We start from the raw sequence: 19,436 nt of genomic DNA on the forward strand, positions 1-19,436 counted from the left end.
AAAATCCTCCCTTTCTAATTTGGTTTAACAAGTATATATTTTAATGATTAAAATATATACTTGTTAAACATAGATGTCAATAAAAAATGCCCTTAAGATATACTTAAGAGCATGTTTAGGTAATGGTAGACATTAGTTTATTTACTTGTACTAGTGTTGTTGCTATTTTTTCTATTTCTGTTTCAGGGAATTTATTAAATAATTCTCTTATCTTCTGTTCGCCTTGGGGAGTAAGGACCATCTTTACTATACGGCGATCTTTTGGGTCCTTGGTTCGTTCAATGTATGATTGCTTCTCTAGCTTATCGCACATTGCTGTTACTGCCCCTGGTGTAACATGAAAAAATTCTGCAATATCAGTAGCCTTCATTCCATCCTGTTTCTTCAGCTGGAACAATAACACTAACTGGGATTGGGTAAGCTGTTCACCCAACGTGATTCGATTGACAAATTGTTGGGACTGCTTCTGGATATCGATTATTTCTTCTATAATATTGTGAATAAGGTCGCTGTTTTGGAGATTATCGTTTATCATGCTATCCCACCTAAATTATTTCATTTAGTAAAATATATAGGTGATATAATAAGTTGTCAATTCTTATCTTTTTATCAGCGCATGATCAGATGAGCTGTTATATCCATTATAAAAAGATCCTCTTCCTAATAAAAATTTCTGCCAAAAGTAAATTAAGAATCCAACATGACCACACTGCTATGGTATAGGAAAGGCTATACGGGATATTCATAATCGTATGCAAAATGAGTACGACTATATAAATAGTCATATTGGCAAATGTAAGAAAGAAGCTCCGAGTCATCCATGTACTGTGTAAGCTAACTTTTTTCCTTTTAATATTCCAATAGGCTAACACGGTTGTATAAAGCCATAGAGAATTCAAAATAAGAAAGCCAACCGTGCTAATCCATCCCCCAGTAGCAAAGAAAGAGACATAGATTCCTGGTATGAAGTTTAATAGAATCGATATGACATATATACGCCCATTCCACCGGTGAACCTGAATGGATGTGCGACGTATTTTCTTTAACACGCCAATAGGTCCAGTAAGAAGGGAGATAATTGCTAGGAAAATATGCATACGAATCATGAGCAGCCACAGTGATTCATTGGAAAGAATGTCATCCTTCCTAGTAAGGAACTTCTCGAACGTAGGGTCAACCATGAAATTCTTTGAAAACGTATGGAAGACCCACATGATTGGAATGATGAAAACAATAGTAAGAATGAATTTCCTCATAAATAACTCCTCCGAAATTTAAAAAATGTATGGCGATTAGTCATGATGAATATGATCTCCGGGATCATTTGGGTAACAGAGACATCCTCTCTGTTACCTTTTTTCCGTTATCCGTGATCATTTAGGTAACAGAGAAGCTCTGTCAGTGCCCTTTTTCCGTTATCCGTGATCAATTAGGTAACAGAGAAGCTCTATCAGTGCCCTTATTCCGTTATCCGTGATCAATTAGGTAACAGAGAAGCTCTATCTGTGCCCTTATTCCGTTAATCGTGATCATTTAGGTAACAGAGGGATCCTCTCTGTGCCCTTTTTCCGTTAATCGTGATCAATAGGGTAACAGAGAAGCTCTGTCAGTGCCCTTTTTCCGTTAATCGTGATCATTTAGGTAACAGAGAAGCTTTGTCAGTGCCCTTTTCCCGTCATCCGTAATCATTTGGTAACAAAGCCCTCCCCGTTCCCTTGTCTGAGACTGCACATTAGTTAGTACATAAGGAAGAGCGAAGAAAGTCCCTAAGAATAATGGTTAAGGTCCTGGATAAAATACGAGAATGGAATACATCATGTTCACCCTTCTAGGAAACAAGCTTTCCAACTAATTTAGATGATGGAAGCATTCCGGCCTTGACGATGCCACGCATTTTATTTCCCTTTACGGTAACGATAAATGTGAAGGTAAGCCGTATTGGCTTAGTCACTTTCATTGTCCATGTTAGGGAATCCCCGTCTAATGCGGGGTTATCAAGTGTTACGATTTCTTCACCTTGTTTGGCTGTACCAACTATACGGTTATTCTCCTTCTTTAAATCTAATAGGACGTTAATTTTTACCAACAGGTGTGGATATCGTTGTATCCCATAGCCCTTGAAAATCTATTCCATCTCCTGATTGTGTAGAAGATGTTTCTTTGGGTAATTCCGATTGATCTCCTTGTTGCTGTACTATTGGAGTATCTCCCTCGGCCTTCCAAACAGTTCCTCTACGTTCATACTCAAATAACTGCTCTACGGCGTGTGCTATACGTGGACCTAACTCGCCTTCTACTAAATAAAGAGCAAGATCCAATCCCGAAGTAACCCCGCCAGCTGTAATAAGGTTTTGATCGGCCACGACACGTGCTTGTATTGGAATCGCACCTGTCGCTCCTAAAAGCTTCATACCTAAATGATGGGAAACCGCGTGACGCCCTTCTAGTAAACCAGCCATTGCTAGGATAAGAGAACCGCCACAAACGGTCGCTAACACAACATTAGGGTTCTCCATCGCCCCCTCTAAAAGTCTAGGTAAATCAGTCTCAGTTGCTTGTTGTAATTTTGCCGGTATCGAATCCGTACCGGTAGTATCAAGTGTTCCAGAAGCACCGGGTACGACAATAATTCCTTTTTGATTAATATCAAGCTTAGCGCTTGCTTGAAGTACTACTTGGTTATCTCCGCTTGGGATGGTACGCTTCCCCTCAGCGGAAACAAAGGCTACCGAAATGGGCTTGTCTGTGTACAAGGCAGCAGAAGTAAAGACTTCATACGGGGCTATTGCGTCTAATAAATCAAATCCATCGAATAAAACAATTTGAACATGCATGTGTATTCCTCCTAATTTAAAGTTGTCTTTCCAAGGAGAATGATAAACTTAAAGCTTCTCAAATAATGCTACATAAGTATCACAAAACCATCACAAAACGAGGAACTAGCTTGTCGCTAATGAGAAACGTGATACACTGAATTTAGACTAGCTGTAGGGCTTTTTTAGAAAAGGCGGGATTTTAGTGAAAGAGACCTATACGGTATTAGTGGTAGATGATGATCATCATATTGTGGAGCTGTTGCGGGATTTCTTAGAGGTGGACGGATTTAATGTGAAAACGGCAAATAATGGAACACAAGCATTGGCAGTTCTAAAACAGGGAACGGTTGATTGTCTCATTCTAGATGTTATGATGCCCGGGCTAAATGGGTTTGAATTATGCAGACAAATTCGCGAAGAAAGTGATGTTCCGATTCTATTTTTGAGTGCTCGTGGTGATGACGTAGATAAAATTCGCGGCTTGTCCCTAGGTGGCGACGACTATATTGTGAAGACTGCCTCTCCAGGTGAAATTGTTGCCAGAGTAAAGGCTGTGCTGCGTAGATCTAGTCAAGGGGAAAAGAATATGAAGGTATTGGATTATGGTCGACTTACCATTCATTTATCAACAAGAGAAGTCATGATTGAAGGGAAAAAAATCTCGTTAACGCCGAAGGAATATGACCTGCTACGACTATTTGCAGAGCATCCAAAATTTGTATTTTCCTATGAGCAATTATTAGAGAAGTTTTGGGAAGGAATTGGCGATAAGCACACCGTACGGGTCCATATTAGTCGACTTCGGGAAAAAATTGAAGCCGATCCTAATCAGCCAGAATTTATCACGAATGAATGGGGCATCGGCTATCGCTTTAAAGGAGAATAACATGAAAACGATACGGATTCGGACGTTTACTATACTTTGTTGTACGTTCTTAACATTAGTGCCATGGGTGTTTTTTGTTACAGTACATGTAATGGAAACAAAATCATTTCGTTTCGACATAAAGGAAGAACAAAGGAATCAATTGGAGCAAACGATTCAGCTAGTAGAAGAAAATAAAGCGAATTGGACGAGTCCTGTATGGCAGGATCAGTTCAATCAACATTTAAAAGAAAATAAGATCGATGTATCTATCCAATCAGCATCAGACGATGTTATTTTTGAATCAAGCTCCTACCAGGACCGCTCCTCCAGGAAGTCTGAACAAGTTACGGTTATGGAGGATGGTCAGATTGTTGGAAAGTTTTACGTCTCCTATGCGAATACGCGAATGAATCAAACTATTGCCGCGGTATTGGGCTTTGTCATAGCGTTACTGCTAAGCGCGCTCGCCTTACGTAAATTTATTTTGAAACCGCTAGAAGGGATGGGCTCAGGTGCAAGACAAATTGCAGAGGGAGACTTAGATGTTGAATTGCCAAAGTCTATCGTGACAGAGATAGCAGATGTGCGCGATGGATTTAATGTTATGGTGGAAGGTTTGAAAAAATCATTTCGTAAGCAGGCAGAATTAGATGAGAATCGTCGTTTTGTCATTGCTGCAGTAGCCCATGACTTACGAACACCATTATTTGCCCTACGTGGTTATTTAGATGGACTTGAACATGGGATAGCAGATTCTCCAGAAAAAAGAGCAAAGTATCTCGCCGTATGTAAAGAAAAGTCCGCACAGCTAGACCGTTTAGTAGAGGATTTATTCACTTATACGAAGACAGAAATCAGTGAAATGGAACTTAAGAAAGACAAGGTTAACCTAGCGCAAGTAGTCGAACATGCCATTGATACGCTTACTCCAAGTGCAAAGGATAAGAATATCACCATGATGAGGACAGGGGTAGGGGGAGGTGTCGTAGTTACAGGTGATGCGCATTTGTTAGAACGAGCAATAACCAATATATTGGATAATGCAGTTCGGCACACACCTCCTCATGGCAAAATCACCATCCATCTGGAACAAGCAAATCAACAAGTAATCTTTTCTGTACGTGATACTGGAGTTGGATTTACTGAAGAGGAATTGAAGCATGCATTTGACCCGCTATTTCGTGGGGAAAAATCAAGGAATGCTTTGACTGGAGGGGCTGGACTAGGACTAACCATCTCACAGAGGATTATTAGGCTCCACGGTGGAGAACTAACCATAACCAATCATGCGACTGGCGGGGCGATTGTGAAAGGATCATTACCGTGGTATTGTGAACCCACTCTATGAGGCGTATAATAGGAAGAGTTTACAACAAGAATTAGAAGGTGCTAATAAATGAGACAGAAACTAGTTTATTTCGTATTACCGATTATGTTAATCCTAGGTATTGTGTTATTCTTCGTCTTTTCCAGTAATGACTCTGATTCAGACACATCAGAAAAACAAGGAGCGAAGGAAACTGAAACGGAACAATCCGCCTATCCTGGCGTTAATATCATAACAGAAGTGTTAGACGAGGAAGCATATCACCTTGCCATCCATTATCTCGAATTTGAAGACGAGCAGTTAAATAAGATAATGAATGATTATGTATCCAAATCAAAGCAAGAATTTCTCCAAGAAGTAGAGGATACAGAGGAGCTTTCTCAAGGTCATAGTGCCTCCTTCTATTTATCCTTTGACATTTACCCAGTGGTGGAAAACATGTATTCCATTGTATTTACAAAGGAAAGTTTTTTTGGTGGGGCAAACAGTATGCAGACATCTAAAATATTTATACCGGATATAGAGAACAACCAATTTATCGACCAAAGCAATATCATAAAGGATACGGGAGAAAGTAGAGAAGAAATTTACCAGAAGTTACTGCATGCATTTAAAATTAATGAAGCATACAGTCCGTTCTTTTTTGAAGAAGAACTACAAAAATGGATTGATGATGAAAATAATACGTTCTCTAATGTATACCTGACGGATGAGTCCATTGTCTTTAAGTTTGATAAGTATGAGGTTACGGCAGGTGCTGCGGGCACTCCGGAAATTGCTATACCATTAGTAGAAATGCAAGATTTACTGACCGATGAGTGGAAAGAACGGTTAGATGTTCCAAATCAGACAGCAGAAGATTCTGAACCAGCAAAACCAAACGAAGAGCAAGGATTAGAACAGGAAGTACCGGCTGGAAAAAAGCGAGTTGCTCTTACATTTGACGATGGACCACATCCAAGTAATACACAGGAGATTTTGAAGTTGTTAGATGAACATCAGGCAAAGGCTACCTTTTTCATGCTTGGAAATAGAGCGGTTTTCTATCCTGACATCGTCAAGGAAGTGGCTGCGAAAGGACATGAGATTGGAAATCACACATGGAGCCATAAGGATTTAACAACATTAAGCAATGAGGAGATTAGGGAGGAGTTCCAGCAGACCAATGACGCAATTCTAAGTGTACTAGGCGTTTCACCAACTGCATTTCGACCACCATATGGGGCGATTACTGACCAAGTGACTGATGTAATCGGAATTCCATCTACGTTATGGACCATTGATACATTAGATTGGAAATCACATGATCCCGATCAGGTTCTAAGCATTGTGAAGGAAAATGTACAGGATGGATCGATCATTTTAATGCATGATATTCATGCAACCACAGTAGAAGCGGTGGAACTCGTGTTAGATTTCTTAGAGGCAGAGGGCTATGCGTTTGTTACGGTTTCTGATATCAATTAACTATCTTTCTAATAAAAAATAATTCAGTAGGGTAAGTGATTTTCATCATAAGAATTCCAATTCACAAATAAGCTAAACCAAGCAGTCGTAATGGATTCTTTATTGCAGATAGTATAAAAAACTTTCCAGCCGGCATCAGAATACTGAACATATTCGCAAATCGCCTTGTGAATAAGGCTTATTAGGAGAGGGAAACGAAATGAAGAATAAAGCAATATGGGGAATTGCGGTGTTAGTCTTTGTTTTAGCTGTATTGGTAATTTGGTGGATTCAATCATCCCAGAAAGAAGTAGAGGATAACGCAGAATATGAAGAGCAAGAGCGTATTCGGAGCTTTTTCACGGAGCTTAGACAGCATAATGGCTTTCTTTATACAGGAGAAGAGGAGTCGTTTTTCCTTCAATTTGACGAGGCACTCCTAGAAGGGGAGCTGACTGGCAGTTTATTAATAATCGAGCATACAGACGATAACGCTAGTCAGGATATAGAAACGAACTATCAAATAAACGGCATAACCGATGGACATATTTTGGAGCTTTATACGACCGTGGATGGGGAGTCTGTCAAGCTAACTGGTCAATTCCATGATGGTGCAGATCGCTTTGAGTTATTCTTCTGGATGAGGGAGGATCCATTACTGTTTCGTGCAGTGACGGAAGAGGAATTCAATCAGTTTTATGAGGAATTGAACGAATGACTTTGGATTAGCATACCAATTAACATACGTATTGGTATGCTTTTTTGTTTAGGAAACAGAGTCCAAATTATTTAAGACTATGTTAAATAATGTAAACGATACAACCAATTTGTGATAAGATGGAGTTAAATATTTTGAATATTTTGTACGTTGGATAGAGTAAAGTCGTTCATAGGAAGTTAGGTAGCATAGATTACTAGCAAGGAGAATGAAGGTTGGATACATTAATTCAAAAAATCACACGATGGATTCGTCAGGCAGATGGGAAGCGGATTATAGGAATTTCTGGTCATGGAGCTGCTGGGAAGACGACTTTTGCCCATGCATTAATGGAAAAGCTAGATTGCCAGGTTACTTATCTAAACACCGATCCATACATCGTAAGCTCAGTAATAAGAAAACATGCATTAATTGATTATACACATAAAGGTACAGCCCATCGATTTAAGATGACTGCTTGTCATCCTGCTGCACATCATATCCCTTCCTTGGAAAGGGATATATGGATGCTAAAGGAAGGAATGGATTTACGTACGATAGATACCTTCTATGCAAAAAGTGAGGTACTATCCTCACATAACAAGATAACCATTGTAGAAGGCATGAGTGTAGCGTTTGCCAATCCGGAGCTATTTGATTTACTCATTTATTTTTATACCGATGGGGATACAGAATTAAAAAGGCGATCCATACGCGATATAGAAAAAAGAGGAGCAAACATGGATTATTTACTGCAATCCCATCAGCAAAGACGTATACAATACGAGGAGTTCATGCATTCGTACAGTAAAAACTTCGATATTGTCATAAAAAGCGTGGTTGATAAATTCCATATTAAGAAAAATACCGTTGATTTTTAAGACTTCTTCATGGTGATGGAAAGAGGTTGGGGGATATGAATCAGGACAAAAAACATCTATATCTTAATATGGTTGTTGGTACAATCGGAATGCTTTTAATGGGTATCTGATTATTACAATATATATCGATAAATCCACAAGGCTTTGGCCTAATGATAATAGGCTATGCATTAGCAAATAGTTATATTTTTTATCTAGAGGCAAAGGCTGGGATAAGCAATAAATTAATCTGGATTCAGTCCATCCTTGGGGTAACGGTTTTATTAGTCACAGCGTATTTTATGTACGTTTAAAGCGTCTAAGATTTTCTTATAAAGGAGGAGAGAACCATTAATAAAAATCAGACATTAACGATTGTCTTTATTCTGTTAGCTTCTTCGTTTGTAGGTCTAGGTTATGCACTACACCCATTGATCAACTATTCACCAATAATTGGGTGGTGCTTGGGAATAACGTGTCAATTACTTGCTTTAGTATTTGCTTTTAAATGGGAACGTAGGAGAACGCTGCGTAAACAAAAGGGGTGCTAGTGATGAGGAAAAGGATGTTAGTCTATGGCAGTAGCATATTAGTGGCGCGATAACGTATGTAAAACTAAATTCTTCTTTAAACATTCTTGGAGTGAGTGCCAATGCTGAATGGCAGGACCCTATTAACAGCCATTGAGCAGATATCGAGGGAATAAAATAGTACGGTCTATATGAAGTGGAAAAAAGTATAACAAATGGGGAATATAGATGATAATTTCTACTGTGATTATGGGATGGATAGGCATTTAAATTTTTTTAATTATCATATTTACTTATCAGAAATTGGCAAAAGGGAACGAGTATGCTTTTATACATTTATTAATGGCATTGATGTATGCAATGTGGCTACCTTTACCATTCGCACTAAATACATTACTACAATCAGATTCTCTACAAGTGGGCAGTATATTTGGGTTTGTCTATCTCATGATGATTGTGATCACGATGACCCTTCAAACCGGCCATATTTCGTATATAGTAAAACATAACGAGGATAAATCGATTACAGAGAAGCAGGGCCAATATATGATGGCTACATTATCCAACCCATTTGAATTATTAGCCAATATCTTCAGATGTGTTTGGTCACTATTTTTAGGCATCGCTTTTTGGAGTAGCGGACAAGTGTTAATGGCAAGTCTTTTGTTGTTATTTAGTTTATTCGTTTTTTATTTTTTCGCTATAATGCTGGATACAGCCTTAGTCAAACGCGTTACCTTTTTCTCCAAGGTAAAACCGAACCCTATTTTAGTTAATCTAGAAACATTACTGTTCTTTATTGTATTGGTTAGTTATGTAACTTTTCACTCTTAAAGGAGTGTAAAGAATTGTAATTGGTTCAAATTGCGTTTGATTACGTGCAATGGAGAAAGATTGAAAAGCAAGTATATTAATAGAATAGAACGACTGGTTTCTATCTGAATGTAAACGAGATGACAGAGGTGACCTAGTATGAAGTATTATGCGGTAGCAGAATTACCTAAAAGTAGAATAATAGACTTTTTTCAGCAACATTGGGGAAGTCCGGAGATGGTTATTTCCAGCGGTGTTTATGATTGCAGCACATTAGATGGTGTTGCTGCTTTAAATGAAGCAGATACGATGATTGGTTTAATTACGTACATTATAAAAGATCACGAATGTGAAATTATTTCATTAGATAGCACCGAGGAAGGAAGAGGAATAGGGACAGCTTTAGTTCAAGAGGTAGAAAAGCTTGCACTGGAGAAAAACTGTAAGCAGATAAAGCTCATCACAACAAATGATAATTTACTAGCGTTAAGGTTTTATCAGAAGCGAGGCTTTACCCTATCAAAAATTTTGCCGAATGCAGTGGAGCAAGCAAGAAAGCTTAAACCAGAGATCCCTTTAATAGGGAACGAAGGCATCCCTATTAAAGACGAAATTGAATTAATCAAGATATTAAACTAAAAGCTTGGGCTCCTAAGCTATTTTGAGCTTATATAGAGGGACATATTTGGCGATAACATAAAATTAAAACGAGAATATAGGCTTCGATATAGTGACCAAAGTGGGTCGCTTTTTTCTTAATAAAGGAAAGCGGGAAAGTAAGCCTCTATCCTAGGTGAGCGAGGAAAGTAGGGAAAGGAAACAGAGTTAAACCAAAATGAGAGAAGAAAGCAGGAAAAGGAAACAGAGCTAAAGTATAATAAAAACAATCAGAGTAGGAAGACTCCATCGCACATAGAGTTAGAAAAAGGGAGGAGTAAATGGTGAGCTTAAGAACTGGCTATGGTCTAGATGCTAGTGGATTTATTATAAGCGATGTTCATATCGATAAAATAGATAATGACTATATGGCTTGTATTCAGGAATCTGTTGAGCGTCTTAGGAAAAGGTTTGGTCAATGCTTACATAGTGTTTATGTCTATGGTAGTGTGGCTAGAGGTGAAGCGACTCGGGTTAAATCAGATTTAGACCTCCTTGCACTTTTTAATCGTAAATTGAATCCTGATGAATTAAACGATTTAAAGAAACTTAGTGGAGAAATGTCTCAAACGTATCGTGCTCTCGTTCGGGATGTCGGTATTGCAGTTACTGATTATGATTATACTGTAGACCCAGCTAATTATTACGAAAATGCATTTCTTAGGGAGATTTGTGTTTGTGTGTATGGAAAGGATGTAGGGGAACAATTTGGTCCATATAAACTAACCTCGGAGATAGCGATTCAATTCAATGGAGATATTTGCGAGGCGCTTAACCGGGCATTAAGTAGACTAGAAACAGCCTCCAATGAGGAAGTTAAGACATTTACACAAGGCTTCGCTCGTAAGCTTATTCGAACATACTATTCCATGGTGATGGCACGTTCTCAGATTTGGACGACAAGACTCCATGAGCAAGCAGAAGTCGTTATCCAACACTTTCCAAATAAAGAATCTGTCATTCATACCCTGCTAAATTGGATAGAGGAACCGCCGTCTGACAGGAAGCGTGTAAGTGAGTTATATAAGCGCGAAGGAGAATGGGCATGTGCAAATTTTATACGGGAAGCGAAGATGACCTCTTGAATTCCTCTCCTTTTATTACGATATATATTAAAGAATTTTTCCCAATCTAATAATAAAACGTAACCAAGGCGATGTAAGAGAATCGCCTTTTCATTTTGGAGAAACATACTATTTTTGTACTATTAAACTATAAGGTTATTCTAGAATTCTAACTAACAGTTTAAGGGAGATAGGAAATGATTATCTATGATGAAATTTATGGTGAATTTGAAGTAGATGGTGTATTAGAAGAATTGATTTTAAGTAAGCCAGTACAACGGTTAAAAGGAATTCATCAAGGTGGGGCAAGCTACTTGGTGAAGGAAGAATGGGATGAAACGCGTTTTAGTCATTCCGTAGGTGTTATGTTGTTAATTAGAAAACTTGGTGGATCGATAGAGGAGCAAATCGCAGGATTATTACATGACGTCTCCCACACCGCCTTTTCGCATGTCATTGATTTTGTTTTTGAAAATAAGGAAGAAGATTATCATGAAAAAATATATAGCTCCGTTGTGGAAAACTCTGAAATTCCCAACATTTTAATGAAACATGGCTATCATTATGAAGACCTATTGCTCGATGATACAAAGTGGACATTGTTGGAACAGCCAGCACCAGAGCTTTGTGCCGATAGGGTGGATTATACGCTTCGTGATATGTATGCATATGGAAATATCACGTTGGAAGAGGTTAATCGTTTTTTAGATAATCTAGTCGTTGTGGAAGGGAAAATGTATCTACAAAACATAGAAATTGCCGAATGGTTTGTCGAAACATATTACAAAGAAGTGATCGACTTCTTTATGGATCCGTTAAATATATATGGTTATGATATATTAGCTAAGGCACTGAAGCGATCATTAGAAAAAAACATTATTAACCTTGATGATTTCCTTGGTACGGATGAGGATGTAATCAAAAAGATAAAATTATCAGAGGATCAAGATGTACTACAATTCATGCGAAGACTTCATTTTAATGTGAAAGTCAAAGAAGATCGGCAGCACTATGACATACATCGGAAAAATAAAGTCCGCATGATTGATCCGTCCATATATATGAATGGAGAATTAATACCGTCATCAGAGTTATCCGAAAGCGTAAGAAACATGGGACGTGCAGCATACGAGAAAGCAAACAGAGGGATGTATGTCAAAATAATTTCTAATTAACTCCCCACCAAAAAGGGATGAGTTAGTTTAAACGTTATTTTGGATGTACACTAAAGTTATTGGGGGAAGAAGCATGAAAACAGAGCTGATGAAAGTCATGGAAATAATCAAGCTAGGTGAAAAGCTAAAGTATGAAATGCGACATAGCTGGCTATCTAATGGCAGACAAGAAAGTGTAGCAGAGCATACGTGGAGAGTCTCTTTAATGGCTATGTTATTAGAACCTTATTTAAAACAGAAAGTAGATGCTTCAAGACTACTAAAGATGATAATAATCCATGATTTAGTAGAGGCAGATGCAGGTGATATCCCAGCATTTGATACGATGGATAATGTTAAGGTAAAAGAGCAAAAAGCCTTAAATGAAATTAAATCCATCGAAAAAATTAGAGATACACTAGGGAATTCGTTGGGAGAGGAACTCTATCATCTCTGGTTTGAATTTGAGAATAAAGAAACATATGAAGCAAAGGTTGCTAATGCCTTAGATAAACTAGAGGCACAAATACAACATAACGAAGCTGATATAGCAACATGGATTGATATCGAACATAGAATGAGCTTTATGATGGACCGGTATGTAGCGTTTGACCAGAATCTTCAACTGTTCAAGGACATTATTGAAGAAGAAGCTATGGAGAAGTTGACTGCAGCTGGAATAGATGCTGATCGGATAAAGAAAGAGGTCTTGTCTTCTTCCTAGCGATGCACCGATACTAGGTGAAGGTGTACCTAAAACAAAGAAGGATGCGCCCACTCTGTGATAAGATGAGCCCAAAGAAAAGGAACATGTGCCCACCCCGGGATCGGATGAGCCCAAACAAAAGAAAGAAGCGCCCATCCCAGGATCAGGTACACCCAACCTAAAAAACATCAGCAAATTTTACTATAAGAGGTGAATACATGAAATATACTTGTCCTTGTTGCGGATATAAGACATTAGTTGAAGAACCACCAGGTACGTTTGATATATGTGAAATCTGTTTTTGGGAAGATGATGATTATCAATATGAATTTGTAGATGATACAGGTGCGAATGATGTATCCTTCAGAGAAGCACAACAAAATTTCATAGCATTTGGAGCTGTAAATCAAAGATGCTTGGAGTTTGTGAGGCCGCCTAAAAAAACGGATATGAGGGACCCGAATTGGAAGCGTTTAGGTGAATGAAGTGCCGAATTAAGGCTACATAGTATGGAGAAAATATGTAAGGATGGATAACTAGAGATTGGGACAATCCAAGGAAGATGAAGAACGTTACTCCCAATCTCTATACCCGTACTAAATTCTATCAATTAATCGAAACATGTTCCTTTTTACGCTCTAACCCCCGGTAAACGAAAGCTAGAACCATAGCTGGAATTGTACAAACGATCATACCGATAAAGGCGAATCTCGGTTCTACTTCGTATAAATATCCCCCGAAAATAGTAAATACGGCTGTACTCCAGCTTAGAGCTAATGCCGAATACATCCCTTGTGCATTAGGTATTTGTGCGTTCGGAATATGCTTGATTAAATATTTCATAAAAGCATAATGTCCCATCGCAAAAGAAAGGGCATGTAGCAACTGCGCAATACTAAACACGATTACATTCGGGAAAGCGAACACTAATATCCAACGTATGGTCGAACCGAATGCAGCTAAAGTCAGCAGTGATCCGACAGAATATTTCTGAAAGCCTTTGTCCGCTATCGCAAAGAATAGAATTTCTGCTAAAACAGCAATGTTAATGATAACGCCAATCAGATAAACAGGTGCACCGATATCCTGTAAAAAGATGTAGCCATAATTGTAATAAGTAGCATGTGCTGCTTGTAGTAGGATAACAATAATCAAGACGATGCTAAAGTGCTTTATACGGAACAACTGGAGCATGCCACTGCGCGAACTACTCGCTTGTGGTTTTTCTGCTAAAACGGTTGGTGTTTGCATAAAGCCTAGTCCAACAAATCCAATCATACCAAGTAATAATGCCCATAAAATGATGTCATCACCAAATTTATCGGTAAAAATAGTCAATACCATGCCGACAGACACAAATCCAATCGAACCCCATTGCCGGGCTCTACCATAATGCTGTAATTCTTTATTTTGCATCAGGACACCAGCAGCGCTATCTAATGCAGGCATCAGTGTTGGATAAAAGATATGTATGCCTATTGTGACGATTAGTAGACTAGTAAAGTCGCTTGCAGGAATATAACAGAGAATCGCAATAATCGTACTAATTCCTGTTACATGCAATAACATTTTACTGCTAATTTTCCCGGAGAAATACGGAAATGCAAATAAGGTAGACAAGCCTCTAGCCACTAGACCTAAACTCATAATCAAGCTAGCCTCTGAGACACTAATACCCTTTGTATAAATCATCCACCCTGACCAATAAGGTAGAAAAATTCCCCATGTTAGAAAAAAACTAAAAAACTGCATACTCATCCAACGTTGTGTATTCATTCTCTGTCCCCCTTGTTGATTGCATGATATCATGGAAGTATCCAGTAAGAATATGAGATATCTCTTATTATGAGGTGAGAAATGGAAATTTACAAAGGCGAGAAAAAGCGGAAATTTATAGAAGAGAACGCAATCGGTCATTTATTTTCGTTTCCGATAGAGGAGTACATGGAAGTCCATGAATACAGGCGGGATGATTGGATTATTCAAGAAGGTATGCGACCCAATTATTTATTTTATGTGATAGAGGGAAAGGCAAAGATTTACATTACCCATCAGAACGGAAAGGTTTCCTTAATTAATTTTATCAATGAAAGTGAATATATTGGTGAAATGGAATTGTTACATGACGTGTATTATACAAAGGGTATTCAAGCGACAACGAAGACGATCTGCTTTGCGCTTCCTATAACACACTATCGAAAGAAATTACTGGAAGATACGAAGTTCCTTAGAGAATTGACGAAATTCTTAAGTTTGAAGGCGACCAATATGGCGGCTAAATATTCACAGAGCCTCGCCTTTCCACTAGAAAACAGACTTGCAGATTTTATTTTGCAAACGGCAGACCGAGGGGTGTATAAAGAAAAGCATGTAACAGTTTGTGATTATTTAGGCGTGTCATACCGCCATTTATTATATATACTAAACCAATTTTGTGAAAAACGATACTTGTTAAAAGTAGGCCGTAACTATGAAATTTATCAGTATGATGCATTACACTCGCTTGCCAAGGTTATAGAGAATAAATAAGGAGTATAGTAGGCAAAGCATGGATAGGATACAAATACATTACGATAAGGGGTAGATTCTCATGACAAGATTACCAATTATTATTGATACAGATCCAGGAATTGACGATGCCATGATGCTCACTTTAGCATTTGCTAATGATGATGTATTAGATATTCGGTTAGTGACCACTTGTGCTGGTAACATTCCCCAAGCGAAAACAAATTATAATGCACGGGCATTTTTAAGTTATATTGGAGCAGATGTAGAAGTTGCACGTGGTTTAGAGCAGCCGATATTCCGAGCGTTAGAAGTAGCAGAGGATATCCATGGGGAGAGTGGCTTTGGCAATGTTTCGTTCCCTGAGCCGACATTACCAATAAGCGAGCGTCCTGCTATTAGCGCAATGCTAGATACAATTATGAATAGTAAAGAGAAAATAACGATTGTAGCAACCGGTCCATTAACGAATATCGCGGCACTTCTATTAGCACATCCAGAGGTAAAATCAAATATTCAACAAATCTCCTGGATGGGTGGGGCAGCTGTTGGGGGCAATATGTCCCCGTTTGCCGAATTCAATGCTTATGTCGATCCACATGCGGTTGAGATTGTATTTCGTTCGGGAATTCCGATCGTGATGAGTGGATTAGATGTAACCCATAAGGCATATGTCACACCAGCCGAGGCAAAGCGAATTCTAGAGATTGGAACTGTATTTGCAGAGAAATCATACCAACTCGTAACCTTTTATTTAGATGCCATCAAGAAAACGCCATTCGATGAGGAGAACTATGATCAAGTATTACACTTCCACGATGTATGTGCGGTTATGTATTTATTGAAACCAGAGTTATTTCGAGGGAAGGACTATTATGTGGAAGTGTCCTTAGAAGGGATAACATCGGGAGCGACAGTTGTAGATTACCGAAATCGGATGGAGAAGGAACCGAATGTTCATGTGTTACACTCTGTTCAAAGAGAAGCTTTTGTAGAAGCATTTATGAAGGCGGTAAAGCATATATCGGATAAACTACAGAAATAGTGTGATTCTAGCAGAAGGGACTCAAGCCTCGGTGTCCCTTCTACTACCAATCTATATGTTTTGCTCCACTAATGCTCCGTTCTTCAACATATAAGTTTTCCCATACTGTGGTAGCAATTGAATCCCTCTTTTAGGTGTTAATCGTTCTGGATGAAAGCTATGAAGCGGTATTAACACATTTGGATCTAATTCCTCCACGATATATTGTAAATGTTGTGGTAGTGCATGTCCTCCTGTTCCAACAGCAACTTTAGCCAGACCAAGATAATCTAGTATGCGTTGAAGGTTATGAAAAGCTGGATCATAATCCCCCAATGGCACACCGTCAGAATGGAAATATAGTCCCTTTTCCGTGTTGAGATCAAATAGCTCTAAAGCGTGATCGTATGAATTTTGTAATAGGTATTCATGAGGACTCTTATTAATCACTTGAGCAGAAAGGGAAGGATACGTATCGAGCAAATTTATTTGCCAGTCTTGTAATTGGTTATTTTCCCTTAAAAGTCTTAGCGATTCCGATTCATAAATGTAAAATGACGTTGTATTTAACAAATTAGCTGCGAGCTGGGCCGTGCCAATTTCGAAGACCACTTTCCGATTTAGTAATTGTCCTGCTTGTAACACACCGGCAATTCGATCTATATTTCTGTGGTAAATGTTAAAGATACCGATTCCTTGTTTGTCGTGAAGTAGCTCCGTCATTACCTTTGGTACCTTTGGTTCGGTTATTAGCTCCGCTGGGATATCCTTATTGGCAACCAGCAATTCTTCAGGAAGCTCCTCTTCACTGCTTAGCGTAGTCCCTTCTATAATGACTACATCAAAACCAAGTGTTTTTGCCTTCGTAATAAACGATTCCACTCGTTCTGGGTGAGTACCATGTAAGCGAAGATCCCCGGTATAGACAACCGAGCCATCTGGTGTTTCGATATGAAATCCACAAGCACCAGGAATGTCATGATCCACCTGAAGTGGTGTTATTTTTATTTTCCCAACGAAGAAAGGTTTGTCGTATTCACAAGATTCATAGGTTCTATCCCCATTAACTCCTTCACCAATCATTTCTAATGTTTGGTATAGGTCATGTGAATCCTTACTCATAAACACTGGAATAGATGGGTCGATGAAGCCCATGCCACCGATATGATCTAAGTGTAAATGGGAGATAAGGACAGCCGTTTTCCCTTGATATTGATTGGCTGGTATTAATGAAGAGCCTATAGGTAATGAGGTTTCATGATAGATGCCATCTATCTTTGGAATAAGCCCTAATGTTAAGTAATCACGGGTCATGGCGCTTTCTCTTACTTGTATTTGACCATCTAAAATGTTGGTTTGAGGGCTGTAAACAAGTCCAAAGTCAAAAATAACGCGGTCACTTCCATATTGTAGGGAGACAATTGTCCCGCCAATCGAACGTAACCCACCATAGAATGTTAATGTTGTTTTATTCATATATGTATCTCCTTTTAATAATAAGTGAAGGAACCTGAATATCCAGGTTCCTTTACTATAAAAGTCGTTAACTTAAATTATTGGCCAAGCTCTCTATTAGCAGCTTCTTCTGCGTTAGCTAGTCCTTCGTCAACTGTAATTTCACCAAGTAGAACGCGGTCTAGCTCTTTTGCTACAGCATTTTTTAATGCATAGGCACCTTTGATACGAGGATCATAGAAGCCAGCATCAAATTGCTGTTCCCCTACGCCATACTCTGGATTTTCAGAGACATAAGCTTTCCATTCGTCACTTTCAAGTGCAGAGTAACGAACTGGTAGATAACCAGATTCCATTGCCCAGTAAGTCGTGTTTTCAGTGTTAATTAAGAACTTCATATATTCCCAAGCGGCATATTTCTCTTCTTCTGTTGCAGAAGAGAATACGGATACGTTTGTACCTGCAAATGGTGTTGCTGCTTGCTTACCAGCAGGTAGAACGGCAGCTCCCCAGTTCAATCCGTTTTCTTCAGCTGGAGCTGCTACATAAGGAATACCAGCAGATGAACCAATGTAAAGTGCTACATCTCCGCGAGCAAATGGCTCTGACATGTAACCATCCTCACCAGCAGTACGCGCGATGCCATCTTCAATCATGCCATAAACAAATTCTAATGCTTCTTTACCTTCAGCAGAGTTCATTTCAAAGGTTCCATTTGCTTCATCAAAGTAAACACCACCAGCTTGGTGTACCCATTGGTTAAATTCTAATGTTACAGAGTTTTCTAGACCTAGACCGATAACATTTCTTCCGTCTTTTTCCCCTGTTGTCGCTTCTGCAACTTTACGAAGCTCATCCCAAGTCGTTGGAACGTCAACACCTGCTTCTTCTAAGTAATCTACATTATAGAACATAATACGTGTACTTTTATTGAAAGGTAGTCCGTAGTATTTTCCATCCCAAGTGTTCATTTCACGGAAAACTTCTACGATATCGTTTAATTCTTCTTCAGAGAAGCCAATTTCTGAATCGGTAACATATGGCGTCATATCAGCTACTAAATCATTTTCCAGATATTCTGTAATCCAGTCTTCATACGATTGTGTTAGTACTGGAAGCGTATTTGCTCTTGCCGCAGCCATGTTTTTAGTGGAAAGATCATCATAACTACCTTGATTAACTAATTTCACTGTGATATTTTCTTGTGATGCATTGAAATCGTCGGTGATTTTTTCTAATGCTTGTTCATGTCCACCACTCATAGCGTGCCAGAATTCAATTTCAATCGGCTGATCTAATGATGTCACAACACTTGAATCCGTATTGGATTCGGATGGTGTAGCATTAGTTTCTGTGTTTTCCTTGTTACCTTCGTCTTTGTTACCTTCCTCTTTGTCACCGTTATTGCCGCAAGCTACTAAAGCGATGGTTAAAAGAGAAATAAGTAAAGTTAATAGAAGCTTTTTCAACATAGTTTCCTCCTAGGATTTGTTTTATATTTCATAAGGGTT

21 protein-coding genes are annotated in these 19,436 nt (G+C 38.7%); 14 read left to right on the top strand and 7 right to left on the bottom strand.

The window, feature by feature from the left end:
- Positions 1–115 precede the first annotated feature (115 nt).
- The 4 genes from KGF86_RS01410 to KGF86_RS01420 all read right to left on the bottom strand — a co-directional run bounded on the left by KGF86_RS01410 (position 116) and on the right by KGF86_RS01420 (position 2,834).
- Positions 116–535: a MarR family winged helix-turn-helix transcriptional regulator gene (locus KGF86_RS01410; protein ID WP_211740924.1), complete on the bottom strand. Its 420-nt coding sequence runs from the start codon at positions 533–535 to the stop codon at positions 116–118.
- Positions 536–641: 106 nt separating this feature from the next.
- On the bottom strand, positions 642–1,256 hold the full coding sequence (locus KGF86_RS01415) for a DUF2306 domain-containing protein (protein ID WP_211740925.1): 615 nt from the start codon (positions 1,254–1,256) through the stop codon (positions 642–644).
- A 572-nt stretch (positions 1,257–1,828) separates the two neighbouring features.
- Positions 1,829–2,086, bottom strand: a complete 258-nt coding sequence (locus tag KGF86_RS19560; protein WP_343221400.1) for a hypothetical protein — start codon at positions 2,084–2,086, stop codon at positions 1,829–1,831.
- Entirely contained in the window at positions 2,073–2,834 is a 762-nt protein-coding gene (locus KGF86_RS01420) for a DJ-1/PfpI family protein (protein WP_343221401.1), read from the bottom strand. Before KGF86_RS01420 ends, KGF86_RS19560 begins: the two co-directional genes overlap by 14 nt.
- A 184-nt stretch (positions 2,835–3,018) precedes the next feature.
- Here KGF86_RS01420 and KGF86_RS01425 point away from each other — a divergent pair, with 184 nt between their 5' ends.
- The 12 genes from KGF86_RS01425 (at position 3,019) to KGF86_RS01480 (ending at position 13,423) form a co-directional block, all read left to right on the top strand.
- Entirely contained in the window at positions 3,019–3,702 is a 684-nt protein-coding gene (locus KGF86_RS01425; RefSeq protein WP_211740926.1) for a response regulator transcription factor, read from the top strand.
- 1 nt (position 3,703) lies between these two features.
- Positions 3,704–5,032: a sensor histidine kinase gene (locus KGF86_RS01430; RefSeq protein ID WP_211740927.1), complete on the top strand. Its 1,329-nt coding sequence runs from the start codon at positions 3,704–3,706 to the stop codon at positions 5,030–5,032.
- A gap of 48 nt (positions 5,033–5,080) precedes the next feature.
- A complete protein-coding gene (locus KGF86_RS01435) occupies positions 5,081–6,478 on the top strand; it encodes a polysaccharide deacetylase family protein (RefSeq protein WP_211740928.1) in 1,398 nt (465 codons plus the stop codon).
- A gap of 199 nt (positions 6,479–6,677) precedes the next feature.
- Positions 6,678–7,175, top strand: coding sequence for a hypothetical protein (locus tag KGF86_RS01440; RefSeq protein WP_211740929.1), 498 nt, complete (start codon positions 6,678–6,680; stop codon positions 7,173–7,175).
- 215 nt (positions 7,176–7,390) lie between these two features.
- Entirely contained in the window at positions 7,391–8,035 is a 645-nt protein-coding gene (locus tag KGF86_RS01445; RefSeq protein ID WP_211740930.1) for a uridine kinase family protein, read from the top strand.
- Positions 8,036–8,187: 152 nt separating this feature from the next.
- On the top strand, positions 8,188–8,328 hold the full coding sequence (locus KGF86_RS01450; protein WP_211740931.1) for a hypothetical protein: 141 nt from the start codon (positions 8,188–8,190) through the stop codon (positions 8,326–8,328).
- A gap of 558 nt (positions 8,329–8,886) precedes the next feature.
- Positions 8,887–9,378 (top strand): hypothetical protein, encoded by a 492-nt coding sequence (locus KGF86_RS01455; protein ID WP_246521258.1) that lies wholly within the window; start codon positions 8,887–8,889, stop codon positions 9,376–9,378.
- Between the two features lie 138 nt (positions 9,379–9,516).
- The gene (locus KGF86_RS01460) at positions 9,517–9,996 is read left to right on the top strand and encodes a GNAT family N-acetyltransferase (RefSeq protein ID WP_211740932.1); all 480 of its coding nucleotides are present in this window, start codon (positions 9,517–9,519) and stop codon (positions 9,994–9,996) included.
- A 299-nt stretch (positions 9,997–10,295) separates the two neighbouring features.
- Complete coding sequence (locus KGF86_RS01465; protein ID WP_186868015.1) at positions 10,296–11,099, top strand: nucleotidyltransferase family protein; 804 nt, start codon at positions 10,296–10,298, stop codon at positions 11,097–11,099.
- A 176-nt stretch (positions 11,100–11,275) separates the two neighbouring features.
- Positions 11,276–12,253, top strand: coding sequence for an HD domain-containing protein (locus tag KGF86_RS01470; RefSeq protein ID WP_211740933.1), 978 nt, complete (start codon positions 11,276–11,278; stop codon positions 12,251–12,253).
- Positions 12,254–12,326: 73 nt separating this feature from the next.
- On the top strand, positions 12,327–12,956 hold the full coding sequence (locus KGF86_RS01475; protein ID WP_425516465.1) for an HD domain-containing protein: 630 nt from the start codon (positions 12,327–12,329) through the stop codon (positions 12,954–12,956).
- A gap of 200 nt (positions 12,957–13,156) precedes the next feature.
- Positions 13,157–13,423, top strand: a complete 267-nt coding sequence (locus tag KGF86_RS01480; RefSeq protein ID WP_211740934.1) for a CPCC family cysteine-rich protein — start codon at positions 13,157–13,159, stop codon at positions 13,421–13,423.
- 121 nt (positions 13,424–13,544) lie between these two features.
- Here KGF86_RS01480 and KGF86_RS01485 read toward each other — a convergent pair whose 3' ends face one another.
- On the bottom strand, positions 13,545–14,714 hold the full coding sequence (locus KGF86_RS01485) for an MFS transporter (protein WP_211740935.1): 1,170 nt from the start codon (positions 14,712–14,714) through the stop codon (positions 13,545–13,547).
- An 81-nt stretch (positions 14,715–14,795) separates the two neighbouring features.
- Here KGF86_RS01485 and yeiL point away from each other — a divergent pair, with 81 nt between their 5' ends.
- Positions 14,796–15,467, top strand: coding sequence for a transcriptional regulator YeiL (gene yeiL, locus KGF86_RS01490; protein WP_211740936.1), 672 nt, complete (start codon positions 14,796–14,798; stop codon positions 15,465–15,467).
- A gap of 61 nt (positions 15,468–15,528) precedes the next feature.
- Complete coding sequence (locus KGF86_RS01495) at positions 15,529–16,491, top strand: nucleoside hydrolase (protein WP_211740937.1); 963 nt, start codon at positions 15,529–15,531, stop codon at positions 16,489–16,491.
- A gap of 51 nt (positions 16,492–16,542) precedes the next feature.
- Here KGF86_RS01495 and KGF86_RS01500 read toward each other — a convergent pair whose 3' ends face one another.
- Together KGF86_RS01500 and KGF86_RS01505 are read right to left on the bottom strand one after the other, a co-directional pair.
- Positions 16,543–17,946, bottom strand: coding sequence for an MBL fold metallo-hydrolase (locus KGF86_RS01500; RefSeq protein WP_211740938.1), 1,404 nt, complete (start codon positions 17,944–17,946; stop codon positions 16,543–16,545).
- A 77-nt stretch (positions 17,947–18,023) separates the two neighbouring features.
- Entirely contained in the window at positions 18,024–19,394 is a 1,371-nt protein-coding gene (locus KGF86_RS01505) for an ABC transporter substrate-binding protein (protein WP_211740939.1), read from the bottom strand.
- Positions 19,395–19,436: the final 42 nt, after the last annotated feature.

This window comes from Ornithinibacillus massiliensis, from assembly GCF_018310345.1.
Taxonomy (GTDB): Bacteria; Bacillota; Bacilli; order Bacillales; family Amphibacillaceae; genus Ornithinibacillus; species Ornithinibacillus massiliensis.